Origin of the sequence: Rhizobium sp. BK529, assembly GCF_014194105.1 — a bacterium.
Lineage (GTDB): Bacteria > Pseudomonadota > Alphaproteobacteria > Rhizobiales > Rhizobiaceae > Rhizobium.
This window is the reverse complement of sequence record NZ_JACIAU010000001.1, coordinates 2,836,613-2,857,876: the sequence shown is the minus strand read 5'-3', so window position 1 is coordinate 2,857,876 and position 21,264 is coordinate 2,836,613. Positions and strand designations below refer to the sequence as shown.

21 protein-coding genes and 1 tRNA gene are annotated in these 21,264 nt (G+C 58.7%); 14 read left to right on the top strand and 8 right to left on the bottom strand.

Going from position 1 to position 21,264, the window contains the following annotated elements; all coding sequences use genetic code 11:
- Positions 1-83: 83 nt before the first annotated feature.
- The 10 genes from FHX08_RS14390 to FHX08_RS14345 all read left to right on the top strand — a co-directional run bounded on the left by FHX08_RS14390 (position 84) and on the right by FHX08_RS14345 (position 6,450).
- A complete protein-coding gene (locus tag FHX08_RS14390) occupies positions 84-521 on the top strand; it encodes a DUF2948 family protein (RefSeq protein WP_132652702.1) in 438 nt (145 codons plus the stop codon).
- 34 nt (positions 522-555) lie between these two features.
- Positions 556-1,854, top strand: coding sequence for a histidinol dehydrogenase (gene hisD / locus FHX08_RS14385; RefSeq protein WP_132652701.1), 1,299 nt, complete (start codon positions 556-558; stop codon positions 1,852-1,854).
- Positions 1,855-1,858: 4 nt separating this feature from the next.
- Complete coding sequence (locus tag FHX08_RS14380; RefSeq protein ID WP_132652700.1) at positions 1,859-2,332, top strand: UPF0262 family protein; 474 nt, start codon at positions 1,859-1,861, stop codon at positions 2,330-2,332.
- Positions 2,333-2,337: 5 nt separating this feature from the next.
- A complete protein-coding gene (locus tag FHX08_RS14375; protein WP_132652699.1) occupies positions 2,338-2,814 on the top strand; it encodes a low molecular weight phosphatase family protein in 477 nt (158 codons plus the stop codon).
- Between the two features lie 120 nt (positions 2,815-2,934).
- Positions 2,935-3,153 (top strand): translation initiation factor IF-1, encoded by a 219-nt coding sequence (gene infA, locus FHX08_RS14370; RefSeq protein ID WP_003545338.1) that lies wholly within the window; start codon positions 2,935-2,937, stop codon positions 3,151-3,153.
- 59 nt (positions 3,154-3,212) lie between these two features.
- Positions 3,213-3,833 carry a Maf-like protein gene (locus FHX08_RS14365; protein ID WP_132652698.1) on the top strand — a complete coding sequence of 207 codons (621 nt, stop codon included), beginning with the start codon at positions 3,213-3,215 and terminating at the stop codon, positions 3,831-3,833.
- A gap of 122 nt (positions 3,834-3,955) precedes the next feature.
- Positions 3,956-4,168 carry a DNA gyrase inhibitor YacG gene (gene yacG, locus FHX08_RS14360; RefSeq protein ID WP_112541619.1) on the top strand — a complete coding sequence of 71 codons (213 nt, stop codon included), beginning with the start codon at positions 3,956-3,958 and terminating at the stop codon, positions 4,166-4,168.
- 177 nt (positions 4,169-4,345) lie between these two features.
- Positions 4,346-4,421, top strand: a tRNA-Phe gene (locus FHX08_RS14355).
- A 293-nt stretch (positions 4,422-4,714) separates the two neighbouring features.
- Positions 4,715-4,978, top strand: coding sequence for a DUF982 domain-containing protein (locus FHX08_RS14350; protein WP_132652697.1), 264 nt, complete (start codon positions 4,715-4,717; stop codon positions 4,976-4,978).
- A gap of 665 nt (positions 4,979-5,643) precedes the next feature.
- The gene (locus FHX08_RS14345) at positions 5,644-6,450 is read left to right on the top strand and encodes a Ku protein (protein ID WP_132652695.1); all 807 of its coding nucleotides are present in this window, start codon (positions 5,644-5,646) and stop codon (positions 6,448-6,450) included.
- Positions 6,451-6,459: 9 nt separating this feature from the next.
- On the opposite strand, the gene ligD is transcribed toward FHX08_RS14345, so the two are convergent.
- Genes ligD through FHX08_RS14325 form a run of 4 tightly spaced genes read right to left on the bottom strand, consistent with a single transcriptional unit; the run spans position 6,460 to position 10,352 of the window.
- Positions 6,460-8,976 carry a DNA ligase D gene (gene ligD / locus FHX08_RS14340; RefSeq protein ID WP_132652694.1) on the bottom strand — a complete coding sequence of 839 codons (2,517 nt, stop codon included), beginning with the start codon at positions 8,974-8,976 and terminating at the stop codon, positions 6,460-6,462.
- Positions 8,977-8,978: 2 nt separating this feature from the next.
- A complete protein-coding gene (locus FHX08_RS14335) occupies positions 8,979-9,821 on the bottom strand; it encodes a Ku protein (protein ID WP_132652693.1) in 843 nt (280 codons plus the stop codon).
- 12 nt (positions 9,822-9,833) lie between these two features.
- Positions 9,834-10,067, bottom strand: coding sequence for a DUF2188 domain-containing protein (locus FHX08_RS14330; RefSeq protein ID WP_132652692.1), 234 nt, complete (start codon positions 10,065-10,067; stop codon positions 9,834-9,836).
- Between the two features lie 15 nt (positions 10,068-10,082).
- On the bottom strand, positions 10,083-10,352 hold the full coding sequence (locus FHX08_RS14325) for a hypothetical protein (RefSeq protein ID WP_132652691.1): 270 nt from the start codon (positions 10,350-10,352) through the stop codon (positions 10,083-10,085).
- Between the two features lie 154 nt (positions 10,353-10,506).
- Here FHX08_RS14325 and FHX08_RS14320 point away from each other — a divergent pair, with 154 nt between their 5' ends.
- The 4 genes from FHX08_RS14320 to FHX08_RS14305 all read left to right on the top strand — a co-directional run bounded on the left by FHX08_RS14320 (position 10,507) and on the right by FHX08_RS14305 (position 15,254).
- Complete coding sequence (locus FHX08_RS14320) at positions 10,507-10,935, top strand: OsmC family protein (protein WP_132652690.1); 429 nt, start codon at positions 10,507-10,509, stop codon at positions 10,933-10,935.
- 95 nt (positions 10,936-11,030) lie between these two features.
- A complete protein-coding gene (locus tag FHX08_RS14315) occupies positions 11,031-12,518 on the top strand; it encodes an FAD/NAD(P)-binding protein (protein ID WP_132652689.1) in 1,488 nt (495 codons plus the stop codon).
- Between the two features lie 80 nt (positions 12,519-12,598).
- The gene (locus tag FHX08_RS14310; protein WP_132652688.1) at positions 12,599-13,492 is read left to right on the top strand and encodes a DMT family transporter; all 894 of its coding nucleotides are present in this window, start codon (positions 12,599-12,601) and stop codon (positions 13,490-13,492) included.
- 64 nt (positions 13,493-13,556) lie between these two features.
- Positions 13,557-15,254: a hypothetical protein gene (locus FHX08_RS14305; RefSeq protein WP_132652687.1), complete on the top strand. Its 1,698-nt coding sequence runs from the start codon at positions 13,557-13,559 to the stop codon at positions 15,252-15,254.
- Here FHX08_RS14305 and FHX08_RS14300 read toward each other — a convergent pair whose 3' ends face one another.
- The 4 genes from FHX08_RS14300 to FHX08_RS14285 are packed head-to-tail and all read right to left on the bottom strand — an operon-like array spanning position 15,255 to position 21,015.
- Positions 15,255-16,895, bottom strand: coding sequence for a VOC family protein (locus tag FHX08_RS14300; protein ID WP_184327261.1), 1,641 nt, complete (start codon positions 16,893-16,895; stop codon positions 15,255-15,257). It abuts the gene before it with no gap.
- Between the two features lie 21 nt (positions 16,896-16,916).
- Complete coding sequence (locus FHX08_RS14295; protein WP_132652685.1) at positions 16,917-18,512, bottom strand: response regulator; 1,596 nt, start codon at positions 18,510-18,512, stop codon at positions 16,917-16,919.
- A 3-nt stretch (positions 18,513-18,515) separates the two neighbouring features.
- The gene (locus FHX08_RS14290) at positions 18,516-18,941 is read right to left on the bottom strand and encodes a response regulator (protein WP_132652684.1); all 426 of its coding nucleotides are present in this window, start codon (positions 18,939-18,941) and stop codon (positions 18,516-18,518) included.
- The gene (locus FHX08_RS14285) at positions 18,928-21,015 is read right to left on the bottom strand and encodes a sensor histidine kinase (RefSeq protein ID WP_132652683.1); all 2,088 of its coding nucleotides are present in this window, start codon (positions 21,013-21,015) and stop codon (positions 18,928-18,930) included. The genes FHX08_RS14290 and FHX08_RS14285 overlap by 14 nt, the downstream gene beginning before the upstream one ends.
- Positions 21,016-21,264 lie beyond the last annotated feature (249 nt).

Genomic DNA, 21,264 nt, shown 5'->3' with positions numbered 1-21,264 from the left:
TTGCGTATTTGGACGCCGCGCCTTATTTCCGTTGTCTGACAGATCGCCGCAGTCGCGGCTTAAAGACACGGGATAGAGGCTGGATGACCGACCTGAAGCTTGTTGCGCTCGATGCCGAGGACCTCGCCGTCATTTCCGCGCATGTGCAGGATAGTGTCTTCAAGGTGGCCGATATCGACTGGTCGCCGCGCGGTAAGCAATTTGCGCTCGCCGTCAACCGCTTCGTTTGGGAAGAGGCAGTCCGCAAGCGTAAGGGTTTCGAACGCCGCCGCGCCGCGCTTGTTTTCAAACGTGTGCTCTCCGTCCGCTCGATCGGCATCGACCGGTCCCGACGAGACGATGTACTGTCGCTGCTCGCCCTGCAATTTGACCAGAAGGGCGAGGGGCCGGAAGGCACGCTCGAGCTCTCGCTGGCGGGAACGGCCTCGATTGCCCTCGATGTCGAATGCATCGAGGTGCAGCTTGCCGATATCGGCGGCGCCTGGGAAACGGGCTCCAAACCGCGCCATCCCGGCACCTGAGCGAAACAGTTCGAGTAAAGAAGGAATTCCGGTCTTGGCAATCTGGCTCAATCAGACATCCGATGGTTTCGAGCAGCGCTTCGCGGCTTTTCTCACAACCAAGCGCGAGGTCTCCGAAGACGTCAACACCGTCGTGCGCGCCATCATCGATGATGTGCGCAGCCGCGGCGATATCGCATTGGCCGAATATTCGAAGAAGTTCGACGGCATCGATTTTTCCACTGTGCCGATGCGCGTCACCGAAGAAGAAATCGAGAAAGCCGTCGAGGTCGTCCCCTCCGAGGTTCTCGGCGCTCTGAAAGTTGCCGCACTGCGCATCGAATCCCATCACCGCCGTCAGCTTCCGAAGGACGATATCTACGAAGACGATATGGGCGTCGGCCTCGGCTCACGCTGGACGGCGATCGAAGCCGTCGGCTTGTATGTGCCGGGCGGCACGGCGAGCTATCCGAGCTCGGTCTTGATGAACGCTGTCCCGGCGAAGGTCGCTGGTGTGGATCGCATCGTCATCGCCGTGCCGGCGACCAGTGGTTTGGTCAATCCGGCGGTGCTGGCTGCTGCAAAGCTTGTCGGTGTCAATGAAATCTACCGCATCGGTGGCGCGCAGGCGATTGCCGCGCTGGCCTACGGCACCGAGACGATTGCCCCGGTTGCCAAGATCACTGGCCCTGGCAATGCCTATGTCGCTGCCGCCAAACGCCAGGTGTTTGGCACTGTTGGTATCGATATGATCGCCGGCCCGTCAGAAGTGCTCGTCATCGCCGACAAGGACAACAATCCCGATTGGGTTGCCGCTGATCTGCTAGCCCAGGCCGAGCATGACGAAAGCTCCCAGGCCATCCTGATCACCGACGACGAGGAATTTGGCAAGGCGGTCGAAGCGGCCGTCGAACGGCAACTGAAGACGCTGAACCGTTCGGGAACCGCCGCTACAAGCTGGCGCGATTTTGGCGCAATCATCCTCGTATCCGATCTCAAAGACGCCATTCCGCTCGCAAACCGCATCGCCGCCGAACATCTGGAACTCGCCGTCGCCAATCCAGATACCTTCGTCGACAAGATCCGCAATGCCGGCGCGATCTTCATCGGCGCCCATACGCCCGAAGTGATCGGCGATTATGTTGGCGGCTCCAACCACGTGCTGCCGACGGCCCGTTCGGCCCGTTTCTCCTCCGGCCTTTCGGTTCTCGATTTCGTCAAGCGCACCTCGATCCTTCGGCTCGGCCCCCAGCAGCTTCGGAATCTCGGCCCGGCGGCGATTGCGTTGGCTGTTTCGGAAGGCCTCGATGCCCATGCGCGATCGGTCGCGATCCGCCTCAACCTCGAAAGGTGAGGGAATGGCGAAGGACGACTTCCGGCTCTGCGACGTTGTCCTTGACGATACGATCGGCCGTTCGACGCCCGATGTCGAGCATGAGCGGGCAGTCGCGATCTTCGATCTGATCGAAGAAAATTCCTTCACCCCCGTCGGCCATTCCGGCGGTCCTTACCGGCTGAACATCTCGCTTGTCGATTCCAAGCTCGTATTTTCCATCACCACGGAAAAGGGCGAGGATGTCGCGACCCATATCCTGTCGCTGACGCCGTTCCGGCGGATCGTGAAGGACTATTTCATGATCTGCGAAAGCTATTACGAGGCGATTCGTTCGGCTTCGCCGAGCCGAATCGAAGCGATCGACATGGGCAGGCGCGGCATCCACAACGAAGGCTCGCAGACCCTGAAGGACCGGCTCTCCGGCAAGATCGACGTCGATTTCGATACGGCCCGACGCCTCTTCACGCTTGTCTGCGTACTCTATTGGCGCGGGTGATGGCGATGGGACCGCACGTCGAAGCGGAGGATGGAAAACGACCGGGCGCCATCCTCTTCATGTGCGGGCTGAATGTCATCCGGTCGCCGATGGCGGAAGCGATCGCCCGTAGCATTCTGCCTGCCAATACCTATATAAGGTCTGCTGGCGTTCGCGCCGGCGAGCGCGATCCTTTCGTCGACGTCGTGCTGGAGGAAATCGGCCTTTCACTTGGCCGCCGGCAGCCGCAGACGCTGGAGGAGCTCGAGGACGACTATTTCGACCTCATCATTACGCTTTCACCGCAGGCTCATCACGCAGCGCTCGAACTGACACGTTCCAACGCCGTCGATGTCGTCTACTGGCCGACCATGGATCCGACAGTGGCGACCGGTACGCGCGAGCAGATATTGGATGGTTATCGCGAGGTTCGCGATCACCTGGCCGGCCTTATCGAAAGCCGGCTACTCAAGAGAAATGGCATCGCCGCACAATCGGCGTGAAACAAAAGTCGGAAAGCCCGATCTACGAGGTTCACAAATCCCCGTTGATTGTGTAGTTTCCGCGCAAATTTTCAGGCGCCTTGCGCCTTTTTACCCAACACACAGGAAGAAAACCCTTATATGCCGAAAGAAGAAGTCCTCGAATTCCCGGGTATCGTAACCGAACTTCTGCCGAATGCGACGTTCCGCGTGAAGCTCGAAAACGAGCATGAGATCATAGCTCATACCGCCGGCCGCATGCGCAAGAACCGCATCCGCGTTCTCGCCGGCGACAAGGTTCTGGTCGAAATGACGCCCTACGACCTGACGAAGGGCCGCATCACCTACCGCTTCAAGTAAGCTTGGTCTGCGAAGCTCCCAAAGAGCTTCTGCTCCCGCCTGCCGATGGTCGAGGTTCCATGGCGCTGAAATACAAGCTCATTCTGGCCTCGGGCTCGCCCCGCCGCGTCGATCTGCTCAATCAGGCCGGCATCGAGCCCTCGCGTCTGCTGCCGATGGATATAGACGAGACGCCGAAGAAGTCGGAGCATCCGCGCTCGCTCGCCCGCCGTCTCTCGGGCGAAAAAGCGGAAGCCGCACTTGCCGCCATCAAGGGCGACATCACGTGGAACGGCAGCTACATTCTGTCCGCCGATACGGTCGTCGCCGTCGGCCGCCGCATCCTCGGCAAAGCGGAATTCGCCGATGAGGCATCGAATTCCCTGCACCTGCTCTCCGGCCGCAACCACGTGGTCTATACGGGCATCTGCCTGATCACGCCCGACCGCAAGGTGCGCCAGAAAATCGTCGAGACGAAAGTGCGTTTCAAACGCCTGTCGAGCTTTGAGATCGAAAACTACATTGCCTCTGGCCAATGGCGCGGCAAGGCCGGCGCTTATGGTATCCAGGGTCTGGCAGGTACCTTTGTGCAAAAAATGGTGGGTTCCTACACAAATGTCGTGGGACTGCCACTTTATGAAACCATCGTGCTTCTGACTGGCGAAGGCTTCGATGTCCATAGCCGTTGGCCCGAGGGTTGATCTGCGGTTAGAGCGCCGTGCGTCCATTCGGACACACCAAGGACGTTCTACCTTTTTGAATCTACGCGTCATGCATCCCGAAATTCGTTCCAGTTTTCGGGCCAATGCCGTAGGAGGAAACCATGTCTGATGAAATGAAGACCGGCGGCAAGGTTGAGCCGTTGCGTAAGACACGTCCCTGCCCGGAATGCGGCAAACCGTCGAACCGTGAACACTATCCCTTCTGCTCCAATCGTTGCCGCGAAGTGGACCTGTCGCGCTGGCTGACGGGCTCCTATGCCATTCCTGTCGCCGACGACGAAACGAAGGCGGATTATCCGGATGAGGAAAACTAGGTTTTCCACGGCGAAGCTCTTATTTTTCCTCGCAAATCGCCAAAAACTTCGGGGCCGTCAAAAAACTATCATTTGATGCTTGCCATGGGCGAACAAGATGCTATAACCCCGCTCGCTTCCGGGGTGCACCAAGGCCCCGACATTCCAAAGCGGAATGCTTCTCAAGAAGCGTGGTTAGCCCAGGTAGCTCAGTTGGTAGAGCAGCGGATTGAAAATCCGCGTGTCACTGGTTCGATTCCGGTCCTGGGCACCATCTGATCTTTCTGTGTGATTAGCCATTTCCTGCGCGCCAAAAGACATTCTCTTAGACGTCGTGATAGCTGCGATGGCAGCGGCGCCAAGATCGGCCCACAGGATTTGATGAGCCTGTGTCAGCTTTTCTCCCTCCGATGTTTTGCCCATTCGATTAAGCGTTCGAATTGGCCTCGATGATCGCGAAACGCAGCGTCAAACGACCCTAACAGGTAACCGCATTCATCTACGCGCGCCGGTGGCACACCTCTTGCAGTGGTTACCAATATATTTTCCCATCAGGAACCAAGTGCCATGAAATGGGACACCTCGGCCGAATTCGCTCCACTTATCCTTGTCTTCAAGGACAGGGGCGAACGCATGACTGTTCGCACGGTTGGAGAAGCTGCCAACGCCTTGATGAGAGACTGGCCGTCCGACGATGGCGAGGAGTTTCTATCTGCCGTAAAAGCCTGTCTGGATGTGATGACTGGCAAGGCGGATGCGGACCGACTCCGGGAAGCGATCATGCGAGCTGCGGACGAAGCGGACGTCACAGTTATCACCGTTCTCCAATAAACCGTGACCCGCCGCCTAACATACTGAAGGGGCTGCGTGACGCCTAGCCCTTTTGGATGAGTTGCGAATCGGTAGCGCGGCGAGGAAAGTAGCTATGCGGCGGTAGTAGGATTACTAGGACCGAACCCGATGCGGGGGGCTCGCCGAGTATTGAGTGGGAGCCCTTCATTTTGCTCAAAAGCCGCTCGTTGAATGGACGCAGTTATTTCGCCCGGGACGGGCTCGTCCGGAGATGCTTCGTTCAAACGGAAATGTCGTGCGGCTCTTTAACCGGTCGGAATTCCGGCGGGCGGAGGAATGGCGGTGGTCCGAGATCGAAGCTCGAGAACCAACCCGGCGGTCCATATTGGGCCTCGTCGTCCAAATTCGGCGGTGGAAACAATCCAGCGAATTTCGCGTAGGATATCATCGCGCCGAAAAACAATGTGAGCACGAGAGCGATCCATTTCGCCCGATAGACATCTTCTTTTCGCATTTGCTTGCCTGCTCATAACGACATGGAACCAGTTGATACCAAATCGTGTCAGGAAGTTGTCGAAGCGCATATGTGATGGTCTCACGCGCCAAGCCGTTGCTCTTCATAGCAGCTTCGCCGCTAAACCGGAATTTTTGCTCGACAGATACTTTCGGGCGGAACCTCGCGCGACTATTTCCGTTTATGGCGAATGGCCCGGCAAGCGTTCTGGAAAGGTTATCTCAAGCTCTCCCTTGTCACCGCGTCCGTTTCCCTGACGCCGGCGACGACGGAGTCGAGCAAGGTGCGGTTTCATGTATTGAACCGCGCGACGAAGAACCGTGCCGAAAGCCGCTATGTCGATAGCGTCACGCATAAACCTGTCGCCGAAAAGGATCAGGTAAAGGGTTATCCGCGCGGCGAGGATGACTATGTTCTCCTTGAAGACGAGGAGATCGAGGAAGTAGGGCTGGAAAGCACCCGCACCATCGATATCGACAGTTTCGTGCCGCGCGGATCGATCGACTGGATCTGGTACGACAAGCCGCATTTCCTGGCGCCGGAAGACAAGGTCGGCACCGAAGCCTTCTGTGTGATCCGCGAGGCGATGCGCGCCAATGACGTGGTCGGCATTGCCCGGCTGGTGCTCTATCGACGCGAACGCGCCGTACTCCTGGAGCCGCAGGACAAGGGCATCATTCTGTGGACGCTGCGTTACGGCGATGAACTCCGCGAACCGGCGGCCGAACTCGACATGAAGGCGAAGGTCGATAGCGCGTTGCTGACTCTCATGAAAAAACTGGTCAAGGAAAAGACAAAGGACTGGAGCCCATCCCTGGTTCAGGATCCGGTTCAGAAGCGGCTGAAGGCACTGATCCGTGGCAAGGAGAAGAGCTTCAAGAAAGCAGCACCAGTTCGCAAGCCCGCCCCGGTCAAATCGACGGGCAACGTCATCAATATTATGGATGCTATGAAAAAGAGCCTCGCGGCCGAAAGCGGGCGCGGAAAGCCGCGATAGGAGCGAAGCCTATCGCTTCCGCTTTCGAAGCGGCTTTGCCGCGGCAAAGAACCCATCCCACGGATCCTTGGAAAGCGCCTGCAGCCGTGCCGGCGTGTTATCAACGGTGAAATAGGCAGGACCGATTTCGGTGGTCAGTTCGCTCCATTCCAGCGGCATGGACACGGCAGCACCCGGACGAGCGCGTGCGGAATAAGCAGCAACGGCAGTATTGCCGCGACCGTTGCGGAGATAATCAATGAAAATCTTGCCGCTGCGTTTTGCCTTGGTCGCAGTTGCTAGATAGTGATCGGGATCATCCTCAGACATGCTGTCTGCAAGCCATTTGGCAAAGGCTTTCACCTCCTCCCATCCGGCTTTGGGCTCCAGTGGCGTCACCACGTGTAGCCCTTTGCCGCCGGATGTCTTGACGAAGGCTGCGAGGCCTTCGCCCTCGATGCGCTCCTTCAGTTCATAAGCCGCAGATATCACATTTTCCCATGGCACGTCCTCGCCGGGGTCGAGGTCCATGGTGATCATGTCTGGCTTTTCCCAATTGTCCGTTGTCGCGCCCCAGGGATGGATTTCCAGCACGGCCGATTGCACCAGCGCTACGAGACCATCGAAATCGGTAATGCGCAGCAGCTTTTCACCGCTCTTGTCCTTGGGGTCGGTAATTTGCTCGATATGGTCATTCATGCCCTTCCAGGCATGTTTCTGGAAGAAGCGCTGGTGGCCGGAAATGCCATCTGGCAGGCGCAGGAGCGCCAACGGCCGGTTGACGACATAAGGCGCCATGAAGTGCCAGACCTGCGCGTAATAATCCGCGAGGCCTTCTTTGGTAACGCCCTCATCCGGCCAATAGATACGGTCGGGATGAGTGAGCTGCACTGCCGATTCCGGCAGGTTTTTCGCCGTCGTCTTTTCCATCTCGCGCCCAACATCCTTTGCCGGCTTGTCCTCTCGCAATCCGCGGAAAGCCGCGTGGCGCAGATTACCATCGGCCGACCAGGCGCGGAACTCCACTTCGGCAACGAGCTGCGGCTTGACGTAATGCAGGCCGCGCCGTTCCTCTGCTGTCAGCTTATCGTCGAAGGAATTCTGTTTCATCTCCATCGCCGATAGCCGCTCGTAAAGCATCTGCGCCGTCGCGACCGTATAGCCGGTGCCGACGCGGCCGACATGCTTCAGGGCGCCGTCTTGGTAATAGCCCATGGCGAGCGACCCGATGGCATTCTTCGTCGAAGTGGAAGGCACATAGCCGCCGATGACGAATTCCTGGCGCTGCGAGCACTTCGATTTGATCCATTCGCCGTTTCGGCCGGACACATATTTGCTGTCGCGGTGTTTCGAGACGACACCTTCGAGGCTGAGCCGACAGGCGTGCTCAAGCACCAGGCCGCCATTCTCATTGAAATGCGCGCTGTAGCGCAGCTTACCACTGTCGTTGGACAGCAGCTTTTCCAGCAAATTTTTGCGTTCGAGAAGGCCTACGTCCAGCAAACTGTAACCGTCAAGATAGAGCAGATCGAAGGCGTAGAAGACGAAGCGGTCGTAACGGCCCTCGCTGAGATCCTGTTGCAGGGCGGAGAAATCCGAGGCGCCGGTATCGCGCTCGACGACGAGTTCTCCGTCGATAACAGCCGTTGCGACCGGCAGGGAGGCAAAGGCATCGACAATGTGCTTGCCGAATTTCTCCGTCCAGTCGAGCCCACCGCGCGTCAGCATCGTCACGCGCCCGTCCTTGATCTTCACCTGCAGCCGGTAGCCGTCGAACTTGATCTCATGGATCCAGCGCTCGCCGATCGGCGGCTTTGGTTTGAGCTTGGCAAGCTCCGGTTCGGTGAAGTCGGGCATGGCCGCCTTTTTCGCGCCCCTCGGCCAGTCGCGCTTTGCGGCGATACGAGGGCGTGCCTTCTGCGAGCGTGCTTCGGTCACAACCGCCTTGCCGCCCTTTGGCTTGGACTGCCACATGGCGTCCGGATTCTTTGCGACCTCCTCGAGTTGCCGCCCGGTTTTGGCCGATTCTGGTCGCTCTTCGAGGATATCGGGCGCGCCCTCGTGCCGGGCCTCCACGTCGTCCCCCTTGATCAGCAGCCAGTTCTCGCGCTTCTCGCCGGGTTTTCCGTGCATACGCACCAGATGCCAGCGCCCCCTAAGCTTCTCGCCGTCGAGCTCGAACTCCATGTGGCCTTTGCGGTAGGCCTTATGCGGGTCGCCGAGCGGCGTCCAGGTGCCGCGGTCCCAGACGATCACAGTGCCGCCGCCATATTGGCCCTTTGGAATGGTGCCTTCGAAATCGCCGTAGGAGAGGGGGTGGTCCTCCACATGGACGGCGAGGCGCTTGTCTTCCGGATTGAGGCTCGGGCCTTTGGTGACAGCCCAGCTTTTCAGCACGCCATCCATCTCAAGGCGAAAATCATAATGCAGGCGCGTGGCGTCGTGCTTCTGGATGACGAAGCTATTGCCCTTCGCGCGGCCTTGTTTGCCGCGCGGCTCTGGCGTGATCTTGAAATCACGTTTCGCCTGATAGGTTTCGAGCGCCATGGTCAGCTCGCCTTTCTGCTGCTTCTATCGGAAGTTTTACGCACAGCGGGTTTTTTCGCCGGCGCCTTGCCGCCCATCTTGGCACTTTGGCGCAGAGCCTCCATGAGATCCACCACCTTGCGCTCCGGCTCGCGCTTGCGTTTCGGCGGCGCGCGGCCTTCGATCTTGGCTTTCACGAGTTCGACAAGTGCCGCCTCGTACCGATCGTGATATTCGCTGGGGTCGAAGCTGCCACTTTTGGTTCCGATGATATGACCGGCGAGCTCCAGCATCTCCTTGTCGAACTTGATGTCGGGAATGTCTTTGAACGCGGAAGTCGCGGAGCGAACCTCGTAGTCGAAGTTCAGCAAGGTTGCGATGATGTGGTCGTCATGCGCGCGAATGAGTAGCGTGCGGTTGCGGCGAAAAAGCACCGCTTCGGCGAGTGCCGCTACCTTTCCGTCCTGCATGCCGCGGGCGATCAATGCAAGCGCTTCGGCATCATGTTCATCGACCGGCGCCAGATAATAAGGTCGGTCGAAATAGAGCTTGTCGATGCCGTCGAAGGGAATAAACCCCTTAACGTCCATCACCTTGTCGCTTTCCGGCATGATCTCGGCGATCTCATCGCCTTCGATGAGAAGATAGTCGCCACTCTCCATCCGGTAGCCTTTGACCTGGTCGTCGCGCTCCACCGGCTTGCCGGTTTCGCTGTCGACGAACTGGCGTTCCACGCGATGCCCTGTTCTGCGGTTGATGATGTTGAAGGAGAGACGGTCGGACGAGGAGACGGCCGTATAGAGGCCAACGGCGCAGGCAAGGTCGTCGATCTTCAGATGGCCCTTCCAGCTTGCGCGCGCCGCCATGCTCGTCTCCGTTCAAAGCCTGCTACTACTCTTATCTGTTTCAAGCGGCTGAAATTTCCAGCCGCTGCCATCAGGTGAGGGATAGGCAAGCAGCGCATCGCCGTTGCCGATCTTCTGGCGTGAGGCGACGTCCCTTGCGCGGTCCATCGCTTGCTCCGGCGTTGCGTAGGGTTCGGACAACGTGTCGCCGAGCTTGTAGGCCCAGCCATTGTCATGCGGAACGATCTGATAGGTAATATAGGCCATGTGTGTTCCTTCTCGTCAGCCGTTGCCGCGTGAGCGGCTACGCCGCTCGTCGAGCGCGATGATCTTTTCGAGCGATGCGATGTCCTCGCTGGTGACGACGGGTACCGGGTCGGACGCAATCGCCTCCAGCACGTCGTTGGAAATTGCACCGTTGCGGATTGCCCATTCCAATGTCTCACGTGTTTCCCGCTCGGCCCTGAGCTGCGCATAGAGCGCAACGATCAGCCGGTCGCGCGCGTCCATACGGCTTGTTGGCTTGCGGTTGATCTTGCGGATGTCGGGCATGGAAAATCCTGCCTCTTCATCAGATTGCTCAGGTGAAAAAACCAATGACTGATGGAAAGGTTCCGCTGGGCAACCAAGCGAAAATCAAATCGCCGCATTGCGGCTTTCGGCCGGAAACATTATCTCAGACCTGTACTCGATAGAGGATTTCAAAATGGCCGATCTCAAGGCTCGTCCCCGTCCCACAGGTGCAAACGCCGTTCTCGGCCGTACCGGCTTCCCACATGTCACGTCGGTAACCGGCGGAAAACTCGATATCGTCACCAGCCCGTCCCAGCCGGGTTTCAATCCGCTCGATCTGCTCTATTCCTCGCTTTCGGCATGCCTCGTTTTGAGTGCTCGCATGGCAGCAAGCCAGCTCGGCATTCTCGACAAGATTACCGAAATCACTGCTGATGTGACCGGCGAAAAGGCAACGGAAGGCCTGTCTCGTGTCGCCAAGTTCAATATCGCTTTCTCCATCAAGGGGGATATCGACGAGGAAACGCGTCGCAAGATCGCCCACATGGCCGAAGACGAGATTTGTACGGTCAGCAATACGATCAGAGGTACGCCGGAATTCGCGACCACGATCTCCGGCTGATCGGGCCGTCATGGATTATCCATAAAAAATATAGACGATAGGCTGGAAGCATTGCGCAGTCTCCGCGCTGCTTTTATGCTCGGGCATCGAATGAAATGATGCCGGCCCAGATGCAGTCCCAGATAAAGCCTTCGACGGAACAGAAATCTCATCGGCCGGTCGTCGCCATCATCGGCGGCGGCGTTTCCGGCGGTGGCGTCGCTTATCATCTGCTGAAGCTTGTCGGCAGCGACATACCCGATATCGTGGTCTTCGAGCCGCGTCCCATGCTTGGCCGCGGCCTTGCCTATGATACAGTCGACCCTGCCCATCGCATCAATGTGCCGGCTGCCAAGATGAGCCTGCAGCCGGATGATCCGGAAGAATTCCAACGCTGGATCGAGGCGAACAATGCCGTGCGCGACGATCCCGAAGCCACGCGCGAGAATGGTCAGCTTTTCCCGCGCCGCCGGGTCTTTGGCGATTATGTCGGCTCGCTTCTGCAACCCTTCCTGAAGTCGGGGGCCATCCGTCATCGTCGGTTAACCGTGACAGCCGTTCATCGCAAGACCGACGGCTGGGTGATCCTCGATGATAAGGGTGGCCTCACCGAAGCTGAAATCGTCGTAATCGCCACCAGCCATCCGCCACCAGCCGCACCTGGCAGGCTAGCCGCCACTCTAGCCGGCCATCCACGTTTCATCGCGGACACCACGAAACGAGGTGCCCTTGAAGTCGTGCGGCCGCAAGATAGGGTTCTCGTCATCGGCAATGGGCTGACGGCAGCGGACGTGATCGCGTCCCTTGCGCGAAACGGTCATGAAGGTCCAGTCGTCGCCATTTCCCGCCGCGGTCTGCGTTCACGCGGTCACGCGGAGGTCCCACAAGAGGCCTTTGGTGATTTCATCACTGAGCCTGCATTTTCGGCAACTGCTTTATTACGTAAGGTAAGGCTTACCATCCGTCAGGCGGCCGAACAGGGTTTGAGCTGGCATGCGGTGATCGATCAGGTTCGCTCTCAAGGCCACGATGTCTGGCGTGCACTGCCGGTTGCCGAACGGCGGCGCATCGTCCGGCATTTGCGACCCTATTGGGATGTGCATCGTTTCCGCATCGCCCCGCAGGTCGAGGCAGTTCTCGATATGGCGGTCGAAGGCGGCCGACTGGAGATCCTGGCGGCATTTCTCGCCGATGCAAGGATCGAAGATGAAACGATCCGCGTCACTCTGCAGCCGCGACATGCCCGCGCAAAAGTGGATCGGATCTTCGACGCAGTCATAGTCACGACCGGTCCGGCGCATGGCGGCATTTTGGAGACACAGCCCTGGCTCGGCGAGCTTGCGCGGGATGGTTATCTCGCTCTTGATCCTACCGGCCTCGGCCTTGCCTGTTCCGAACACTCCGAAGCACTAGGACCGGATGGCCGGGTGATCTCATCCCTGCTCATTTCCGGTCCGCTTGCCCGCGGTACTTTCGGCGAACTGATGGGATTGCCGCAGATAACCGAACATACGGTCTTCATCGCCCGCGAAATCACTGAAAAGCTGAAAGACGCCGCGCGGCATAATTTACGACCTATTTCTGATCGATCTGTCGTTCTTTGACTGTCGTCAGCGCGCGACTTCTGATAGTGGCGGCATAGCCGTGGCTTGCGAGTAAGCTGCGCAGAAAGCATCGAGATCTCATGTCACAGGCCGCTTCCGCCGTTTCCGAAACTCCCTCGTCCAGCCGCCTTCCGCTCATCGCCCTCATTCTCGGCGGTGCGGCGATCGGCGGATCGCCGATCTTCGTGCGGCTTTCCGAAGTCGGGCCGATGGCGACAGCCTTCTGGCGCGTGGCGCTGGCGCTGATCCCGATCTTCATCTTCTCGGTTTTGCGCAAGGATACGGGGCCGAAACCGAAGAACCTTTCCGATTACGGGATGCTGATCCTGCCGGGCGCCGTGCTGGCGCTGGATCTCTCCGCCTGGCACCTGTCAATCACCATGACCTCGGTTGCCAATGCAACGCTGCTCGCAAATCTTGCGCCGGTTTTCGTGACCGTCATCGGCTTCCTGTTTTTCGGCGCCAAAGTGACCCGCGTCTTCGTACTCGGCCTGGTCCTGGCATTGGCCGGCGTGGTCGTCCTGAAGGGTGGACCTGCCGCTTTTGGCAGTGGCGATTTGCGCGGTGATGGCGTCGCCATGATCGCCGCCTTCTTCTACGCCTGTTACATCCTGGCGATTGGCGCGCTTCGCAGCCGTTTTGATACGATCCGCATCATGTTGTGGAGCACGGCCTCCGCTGCAGTCGGAATTTTCCCGCTCGCATTCTTCTTTGAAGGCCACATGCTGCCTGCAAGCGTCTACGGCTGGTCGGTGGTCTTCGGCCTGGCTTTTGTCAGCCATGCGGGCGGGCAGGTGGCGATTGCCTACGCGCTTGCCTATCTTCCAGCGGCTTTCTCCTCGCTGACGTTGCTTCTCCAGCCGGTCGTGGCGGCCATTCTCGCCTGGGCTTTTCTCAGTGAATCGATCACCGCAATGCAAGCTCTGGGCGGCTTGATCGTTCTTGCCGGCATCATGATCGCAAGGCGAGGGTGACCCGCTTAAAGGAAGCTTGACCATTGGCTGCTAGACCTGTCCCGAAGTTCGGACAGGATCGGCTATGGCGAACCTTAATCAAATATTTTCAGCTGAAATTCACGCGGTGGAAAAGCCGCGGGACGTTGCCGTGCGGCAGGTTTCAACGGCGCCTCTGCTCTGCTTCATCGCCGTGATCGCTATCCTCGTTGCAACCTTCAAATTTCCACCGCTCCTCGATTATCCGAACCACTATGCTCGCATGTGGCTGCTTGCCGGCGGCATAAGGGAGGCACCATTCCCCGAAATCTATGGGATTGAGTGGGACCGTGCCTTCACGAATGTCGGCATTGATTTGCTCGCGCGCTTCATCGGTCCTTTCATCGGCGTCTCGCTGCTCGCTCGTATCCTATTGTTTTTAGCGATTGTCCTGCCGCCGTTCGGTGCCATCATGCTGCACCGACACCTGTTCGGCGGCAGCTATTACTGGCAGATCGGCATGCTATATTTCGCCTGGTGCGCCACGCTGATCGGCGGTTTCATCAATTTTCAGATCGGCCTCGGCCTCGCATTGCTGTTTGCGACGCTGGATCATCGCCTGCAGTCTGGTTCCGCGATCAGGCTGTTCCTGTGGCGGGTGACAGTCTCGCTACTGCTCACCATTGTCCATCTGTTTTCGGTAGGCTTCTTCCTCGCAATTGTCTGCGGACTGGAGTTTTCCTGGCGCTTCGATGTCGTCAAATCTCGTTCGGCAGTTCTGCGCCTTGCCGGCAGGCTTGTGGCCGCAATGATCGCCTGTCTGCTGCCGCCGGCCGCGCTGGCGCTGACTGCAGCCGATCTTCCGGGAAGTCAGGTCGGCAACATCCTCGCGGACTGGAACGACAGCCCGGTGCTGTTGGTTTCCAACCTTCTCTCGGCCATCTGGACCTATGTTGCATTCATCGACGCGATTTTCCTCGTACCGATCCTGCTGGTCTGCAGCAGGGCGCTTGCCGGGAAAAACCTGCGCGTCCACGCGGGGCTTGCCGTCACTGCGGCGGGCCTTCTTGTCCTGTCCATCCTCTCGCCACGGCATGCCTTCGGCACTGGATGGATAAGCTGGCGCTTTCCGATCATGGCCGCCCTTGTCGGCATGGCGATGATCTGCCCCTTTCAAAAGGTCGGTAGGCGACAGGCCCTGATCCTGTTCCTTGTTCTGAACATCGTCGTCTTCGGCCGGACGGCGTGGATCGGTTTCAACTGGTGGCGGGGCCAGGCAGATGTTGCAAGCGTGGAGAGGGTGCTCGAAGCCGTCCCCGCGGGCTCTGCGATTCTGCCGCTGCAGCACGATCCGGCCTTTGCCGAGATTAAATCCGATCAGCGGCATTACGCATTCACCGAGGATACTTTCCGGCACCTGCCGACGATCGCCGTCCCGCTGGCGCATGCTTTCGTCCCGACCCTCTTCAGCGCGCGCGGCAAACAACCACTCGCCGTTCTTCCTGCCTGGTTGGAGAAATCGGTGCCGGAAGGAAGCCTCTTTTCGACAGGCGTGCTCTCCTGCCCAGGTCTGATGGCGCAAGCCGCAGGCTTCACACCCTATCTTGTCGACTGGCGCAGCAAGTTCGATTTCGTCCTGGTCCTCAATGCCGATGTGGTCGATCAGAATGTCGGCGAGGTGATGCCGGAAGGTGTCAATCTTGTGAAGGACGAGGGTTTTGCAAGGCTCTATGCCATCGACCGCAATGCGCCGCCAGCGACGGATATCGTGCCGACGTCTTGTCCCGACCGCTTCCACTGGTAGCTATTGAGTTTCCTGCAGTTTGTTCTCCTGCAGCAGCCATTTCTGGATGATCGGCACGTCGGCGTCGCCGAGGTCGTGACCGCCGGGGATGATATCGGAATCGACAGTCGCGCCCGAGGTCTTCAACCGCTCTTCCAGCTCGCTTGCATATTTGCCGTAAGCATCCATCTTTCCGCTGATGACGAGCAGGTCGGTTCCCTTGAGATCAGCATGCGGATAGGTGTTGAGTACCGGCATGGAGCGCAGCAGCACAGCCTTATGCACTAGGTTCGGATGCAGATAGAGCAGCGAATTCAGAAGATTCGCGCCGTTGGAATAGCCGACGTAGACGACTTTCTTCGGATCGAGACCATAGGATTTGACTGCACCTTCGATGAACGCAGCAAAGGCTTCGGCTTCGTTCTTGATATCGTCCTGATCAAAAGAGAAGGGCGTGATGCGCTTGTACCAGCGCGGGAAGCCTTCCTCGGTCGCGCGGCCGCGCACGCCGAGAAGCGTCGCGCGCGGAGCGACTTTGTGCAGCAGCGGCATCAGAGTCGTCTCGTTGCCGCCGGAGCCGTGCAGCAGCACGAAAACACTGCCGTCTGGATCGGGTGGCGTATAGAAGCGGTGGACGAACGGCAGGTCGCGATAGTTGATGCGCGGCTTGCCGGGCATGGAAAACTGCGGCAGCACGACCTTCAGATCATCGAGACTGGTAATCGAATCTTTTGGCGGAATGAAGAGCTTGGTACCGAGCGTCGCCTGCGGTTCATCCACCAGCATGCCCGGCTGGTTGGTGGCAAGCTCCACCAGGGTGCCGCCGGGCTCACGAGCATAGAGCGAGCGGAAGTATTTGCGGTCGTGCAGATTGGTTGCCGAGGCGTTTTCCTTTTCGAGCGCTTTGTGAACCGCGAGCACGGCTTCGTCGTCATCTGCTCGGAAGGCCACATGGTCGACCGTGCCGGTACCCGGTGCGCCGGACCAGAAACCGCGCGCATCGCGCACGTCAATGATGTCGCCCGACTGCGAGACGAGGCGGTCAATCGTGCCACGGTTGGCGAAGAACCGGTAAGCGAAATGGCTTTCGATGAAATGGCGGCTCTCAGTCGGCCGTTCGGTCAGCATCGTCGCGCCACGCACACGCTGTATGGCATGCTCAACCGGCACATCGGCGCCATCCCAGACAGCTGGTGATTTCAGATCCTTGGCACCGGCAAGCTTGACGATGACGTTATCCGGATCCTTCATCCGCAGCACCGGTTCGCCGAATTCGTCTGCCGGACCTTCGGAGCGGAAACCGAAACGCATGGCCCGCGTCAGCCAGTAACCGATGCTGGCGGGGTCGACTGCCAACGACACTTCGCTGATCTGGCCATAGCCTGCACGACCGGGCGCTCCGTCCTCCCAGACGAGAAAGGTGACGAGTGAGCCTGGCGTGCCCTCGGCATCGCCGTAGAAGAGATGAAGCTGGGTTGCGTCCTCGAAGCCGGCCGTCTGCTTGACCAGACGCATGCCGAGGAATCCGGCGTAGAAATCCACATTCGCCTGCACCTTCCGGGTGATCAGGGTGATATGGTGTATGCCTGAAGCCATTGACGAAAGCCCAAATTGAAAAGGCGAGGCCAGGAGAGCGAGTAAGAGTGTCGTTGCCAGCGTCATACCCGTGCCAATGATGTTTTCCTAGTTTTGTTCCGCAAAAAGCACAAGTGCGTCACCGCGCGGCAAGAGCTCCAGTGTGTCGACATCTTCAAGTGCTTCCTCCAGTTGCTGGAGCGTCGGCGGCTTGACCATATAGGCAAGCGCGCCGAGATCTTTTGCCCGTTGCATGTCGCTTTCGTCGCTTGACGTACTGAGCACGCAGACCGGAATCCGGCTCAGCCGCTCGTCGGCCGAAAGTGCGTGCAGCACCTCGAAACCATCCATGATCGGCATGTTGATGTCGAGCAGCATCAGGTCGATCTGCGGCTCGTCCGCAATGCCGGCGCGCTGCTCCAGAAGCTGCATCGCCTCGCGGCCGTTGGTGGCCACATGCAGGTTGAAGTTCACCTTCTCGCGCCGCATCAGCTTGATCTTCAGAAGCTGGATATCCGCCGGGCTGTCTTCTACCAGCAATACCTCGGCCAGTCTGCCGCTGCTTTCGCTCGTATGGTCGGATGACTTTGCCGCCTGCGGCTGCTCGGCGGCCACCGGGCGCTCGCCTGATATCTCGGCAAGCGGCACTTCGAGAAGGAAAGTCGCGCCGCGACCGATCTTTGCATCGCACCAGATCGAGCCGCCATGAAGCTGCGCGATGCGCCGACAGATTGCAAGACCAAGCCCGGTGCCTTCGATACCGCGGCCGACAAGACGCTTGAACGGTTGGAAGATCAATTCGCGATGATTGGGATCGATACCCGGCCCGTTGTCGCTGACCGCCAGACGGCACGTACCACTTTCTGTGACGGCCGAGATGCACACTTCAGGCACCGTATCATCGCAATAGCGGATCGCATTGGAGACGAGGTTCTGCAGGAGTTGGATGAGCAGCGTCGCATCGCCCATCACCTCCGGCAATCGACCTCGGATGATGATCGCCTGCCGGCTTTCGATCTGCTGATGCAGATTGTGCTCCACTTGATCGAGTACTGCCGACAGCGAAACCGGCTTGAGCTCGAGATCGCTCGAAACCTCAAGCCTCGTGAAGCCCGACACCTTGACGATCAGGTCCTCCATATGGTCGGCGGCGCTCAGGATATAGTCGAGGAGTTCGCGATCTTCGGCCGGCAGATCGGCAGAGCCGTGCAGGATCCGACTGAAGGATTTGATCGTTCGCAGCGGTTCCTTCAGATCATGCGCCATGGCGCGGGTAAAGATCTCCAGCGATTGCCGCTTCTGCTCGAGCTTTGCTTCCAGCGCGCCATGCATCACGGCATTCTGGATGCAGCGATGCAGCGTCTCGGGCGAAAGCGCGTCCTTGGTGAGATAGTCGCGCGCGCCGCTCTTCATCACTTCGACGGCGACGGTTTCGTTGCCCTGGCCGGTCAGCATCACCACATTGGCGGCGGCATCCTGCTCGAGGATTTCCGAGAGCACGCCAAGGCCGTCGCGGCCGGGAAGCGAATAGTCAAGCAAGATACAGTGAGGGCGCCTCTGGCTGTTGAGGGTAAGACCCTCGTCACCGCTCTCGGCCTCGATGATAGTATAGTTCGTGCCGGAGAAGCGCGCCAGCATGCGGCGATAGGCTTCTCGGTCGTCTATGCTGTCGTCGATGATGAGAACGCTGCAGTCTTCCGCCAAACGTCAGTCCTCTAGGGGCAGGATCGCGATTTCGAACCAGTATTCCTTGAGCCGCTGGATGGCGGCGAACAGCCCGTCGAGATCGACCGGCTTCTGTACATAGGTATTGGCGCCGAGTGCATAGCAGCCCTCAATGTCGCGCTCGTCGTCCGATGTCGTCAGGATCACGACCGGGATCTTGCGCCAATGCGCGTTGGATTTGATCGCTTCCAGCGTTTTGCGACCGTCGAGACCCGGCATGTTGAGGTCGAGCAGGATAAGGCCGGGCTTCGGTGCCATGGACGCGAGCGCGTCGAGCGCCTCCTGTCCGGAGGCGGCCCAGCGGATGGGATTGCGCAGATTGGTGCGCTTGAATGCCCGCATGGTCGCTTCGAAATCGTCCTCACTGTCCTCGACGATGAGGATCGGTTGCGTGTCACGCTGCTGCATTCTGCCCCTCGCGCTTCCTTCCCAGAGTGAAATAAAATGTCGTGCCGACGCCGACTTCGGATTCAAGCCATATCTCACCATTGTGACGCCCAATGATCTTGCGCACGAAGGTGAGCCCGGCGCCGGTGCCGTCGTCGGAATCCTGCGATTTTTCGAGCCGTTTGAAAATGCGGAAAATATCCTCGTAGAATTCTTGGGGTATGCCTTTGCCGTTGTCCTTCACATAGAAGACGTTGCGCGCCGCCGTCCCATCCTGGCCGGAATAATGGTCCAGATAGCCGATGCTGACGAGTGGCAGGGGCTTGTCGTTATATTTCACGGCATTTGTCACGAGGTTGCGAAACACTTCGGTCAGACGTGGAGCATCGCAGATGACTTCCGGCAGCACGCCATCGATGATGACCTTCGCATGCCGCTCCTCCAGAAGAAGCTCCATGGTGGACACGACGTCGCGGACAATAGTGCCGATATCGGTTCGCTTGACGGCGAGCTGCTGGCGGCCGATGCGCGAGAAATAAAGGAGATCGTTGACGAGCTTTTCCATGCGCTGGCTGAGGCGGACCAGCCGGTTCAGCCGGCGCACGCCGTCTTCGTCGAGCTTGTCTTCGTAATCCTCCAGCAGGAAACGGGAGTGATTGTGCAGACCGCGCAGCGGCTCCTTGAGATCGTGCGAGGCAATATAAGCGAACTCATCGAGATCGTGATTGGAGCGTTCGAGATCAGCGGTATATTCCTCAAGTTGGACGAGCGTTGTCTTCATCCGCTCTTCTTGCTGCACGCGCTCACTGATATCTCGCACGATGCCGACGAAGGTCTTGCCCGAGCCCGTGACGATAGCGCTAACCGAGAGGTCGATCGGAAAGATCACGCCGTTCTTGCGCCGGCCGGAAACCATGCGCGTCGTGCCGATGATGCGTTCCTCTCCAGTGCGGCGGTAATTGCCGAGATAGGTGTCGTGTTCGGAATGATAGGGTTCCGGCATCAGCATTTTGATGTTGTTGCCGATCGCCTCCTGCGGCGTGTAGCCGAACATCGCCTCGGCAGCGGGATTGAAACTTGTGATCCAGCCCGCATCGTCGATGCTGATAACCGCGTCAGGCGTATTACGCACCAGCGCGCTGAAGCGGATGCGCTCCGTCTCCAGATGCTGACTATTGCGCATGAAATAGAAGACGAAGATGGCGACCAGCCAGAGCGTCGCAGCTGTGATCGAGCGGTTGGCAGCCTCTCGCCAGAATTCGTCCTGTGGATAATCGACGGCAAAGAAACCGAGCAGGATCAGGACGGTGCAAACGAAAGCGAAGAAGATCGGGGCGTTGCGATTGCCGAACCAGAGCGCCGTCATCACGAGCGGGACATACAGAATACCGTTCGCCACGCCAAGCGGTGTATAGAGATCAACGACGAGTCCCGTAAAACAGATCGTTGCCGGTATCCAGAGGGGGATTTGCGCCCTGTTGGCTGGCAACATCCACCAGGATCTGGCGAGAAGCCCACAGCCGAAAGCCACCAGACCGATAGCAGTATGCAGTGCCATCGCGGCATAGGGACCCCAGCGATACCCCTGTTCGGCATCGGTGACATATCCGGCAAGCGCGATCATGCCGAGTGTGATCGCGATATAGCTGGTGAGTTCCTGTACAAGCTGTCCGCGCCACTCCCTCTCGTGGAGAGCGAGGAGAATGGACAGATTTGATATCAGGAAGATCAGCGCCGTGTTCGGCCCCATACCGCCGCCGATCTGCTCGGCAAAGGCTGGAGAGATGACAAACTGTGTCAGGAACACATCGACATTGTGAATCGTGCGGCCGAGCGTGATGATCTCCGTCAGGCGCACCGCGGAAAGCAGGGCGGCAAGGCCGCACGTAATGGAGGACGCGATGCGATAGCGCTTGCCCGTCTCCATCGACATGGCGAGACCGATACCCGAGAGCACGAAGCAGAGGGCGGTATTGAACGCCATGGACGGAAAGCCCGGTACGATCGAGATGATAATTTCGATCTCGAGGAACCACCCAATCAGGGCGGTCAGACCGAGCAGGACCAGCAGACAGCCGATGATAAGCGCGATCATGCGGTAGCGTTTGCTTTCCGCACCGTGTCGACCTGATCTAACGGCATCCCCCACGCGCGCTACCTCCCTGCCACATTCCTGTTGGCAAGATATTTTTTCCGAAATCGCCGAATACTCAATAGGCAGATTTTTTTGCGTGAAACATGCTTTCGACAGCAAATCCTTGAAGGTCGATATCGAATTTTAGTGAAGTGGCGTTAATGTCCCAGCGAAGGACAATGCAGGGGCGAACGAAAACAATATCCGGAT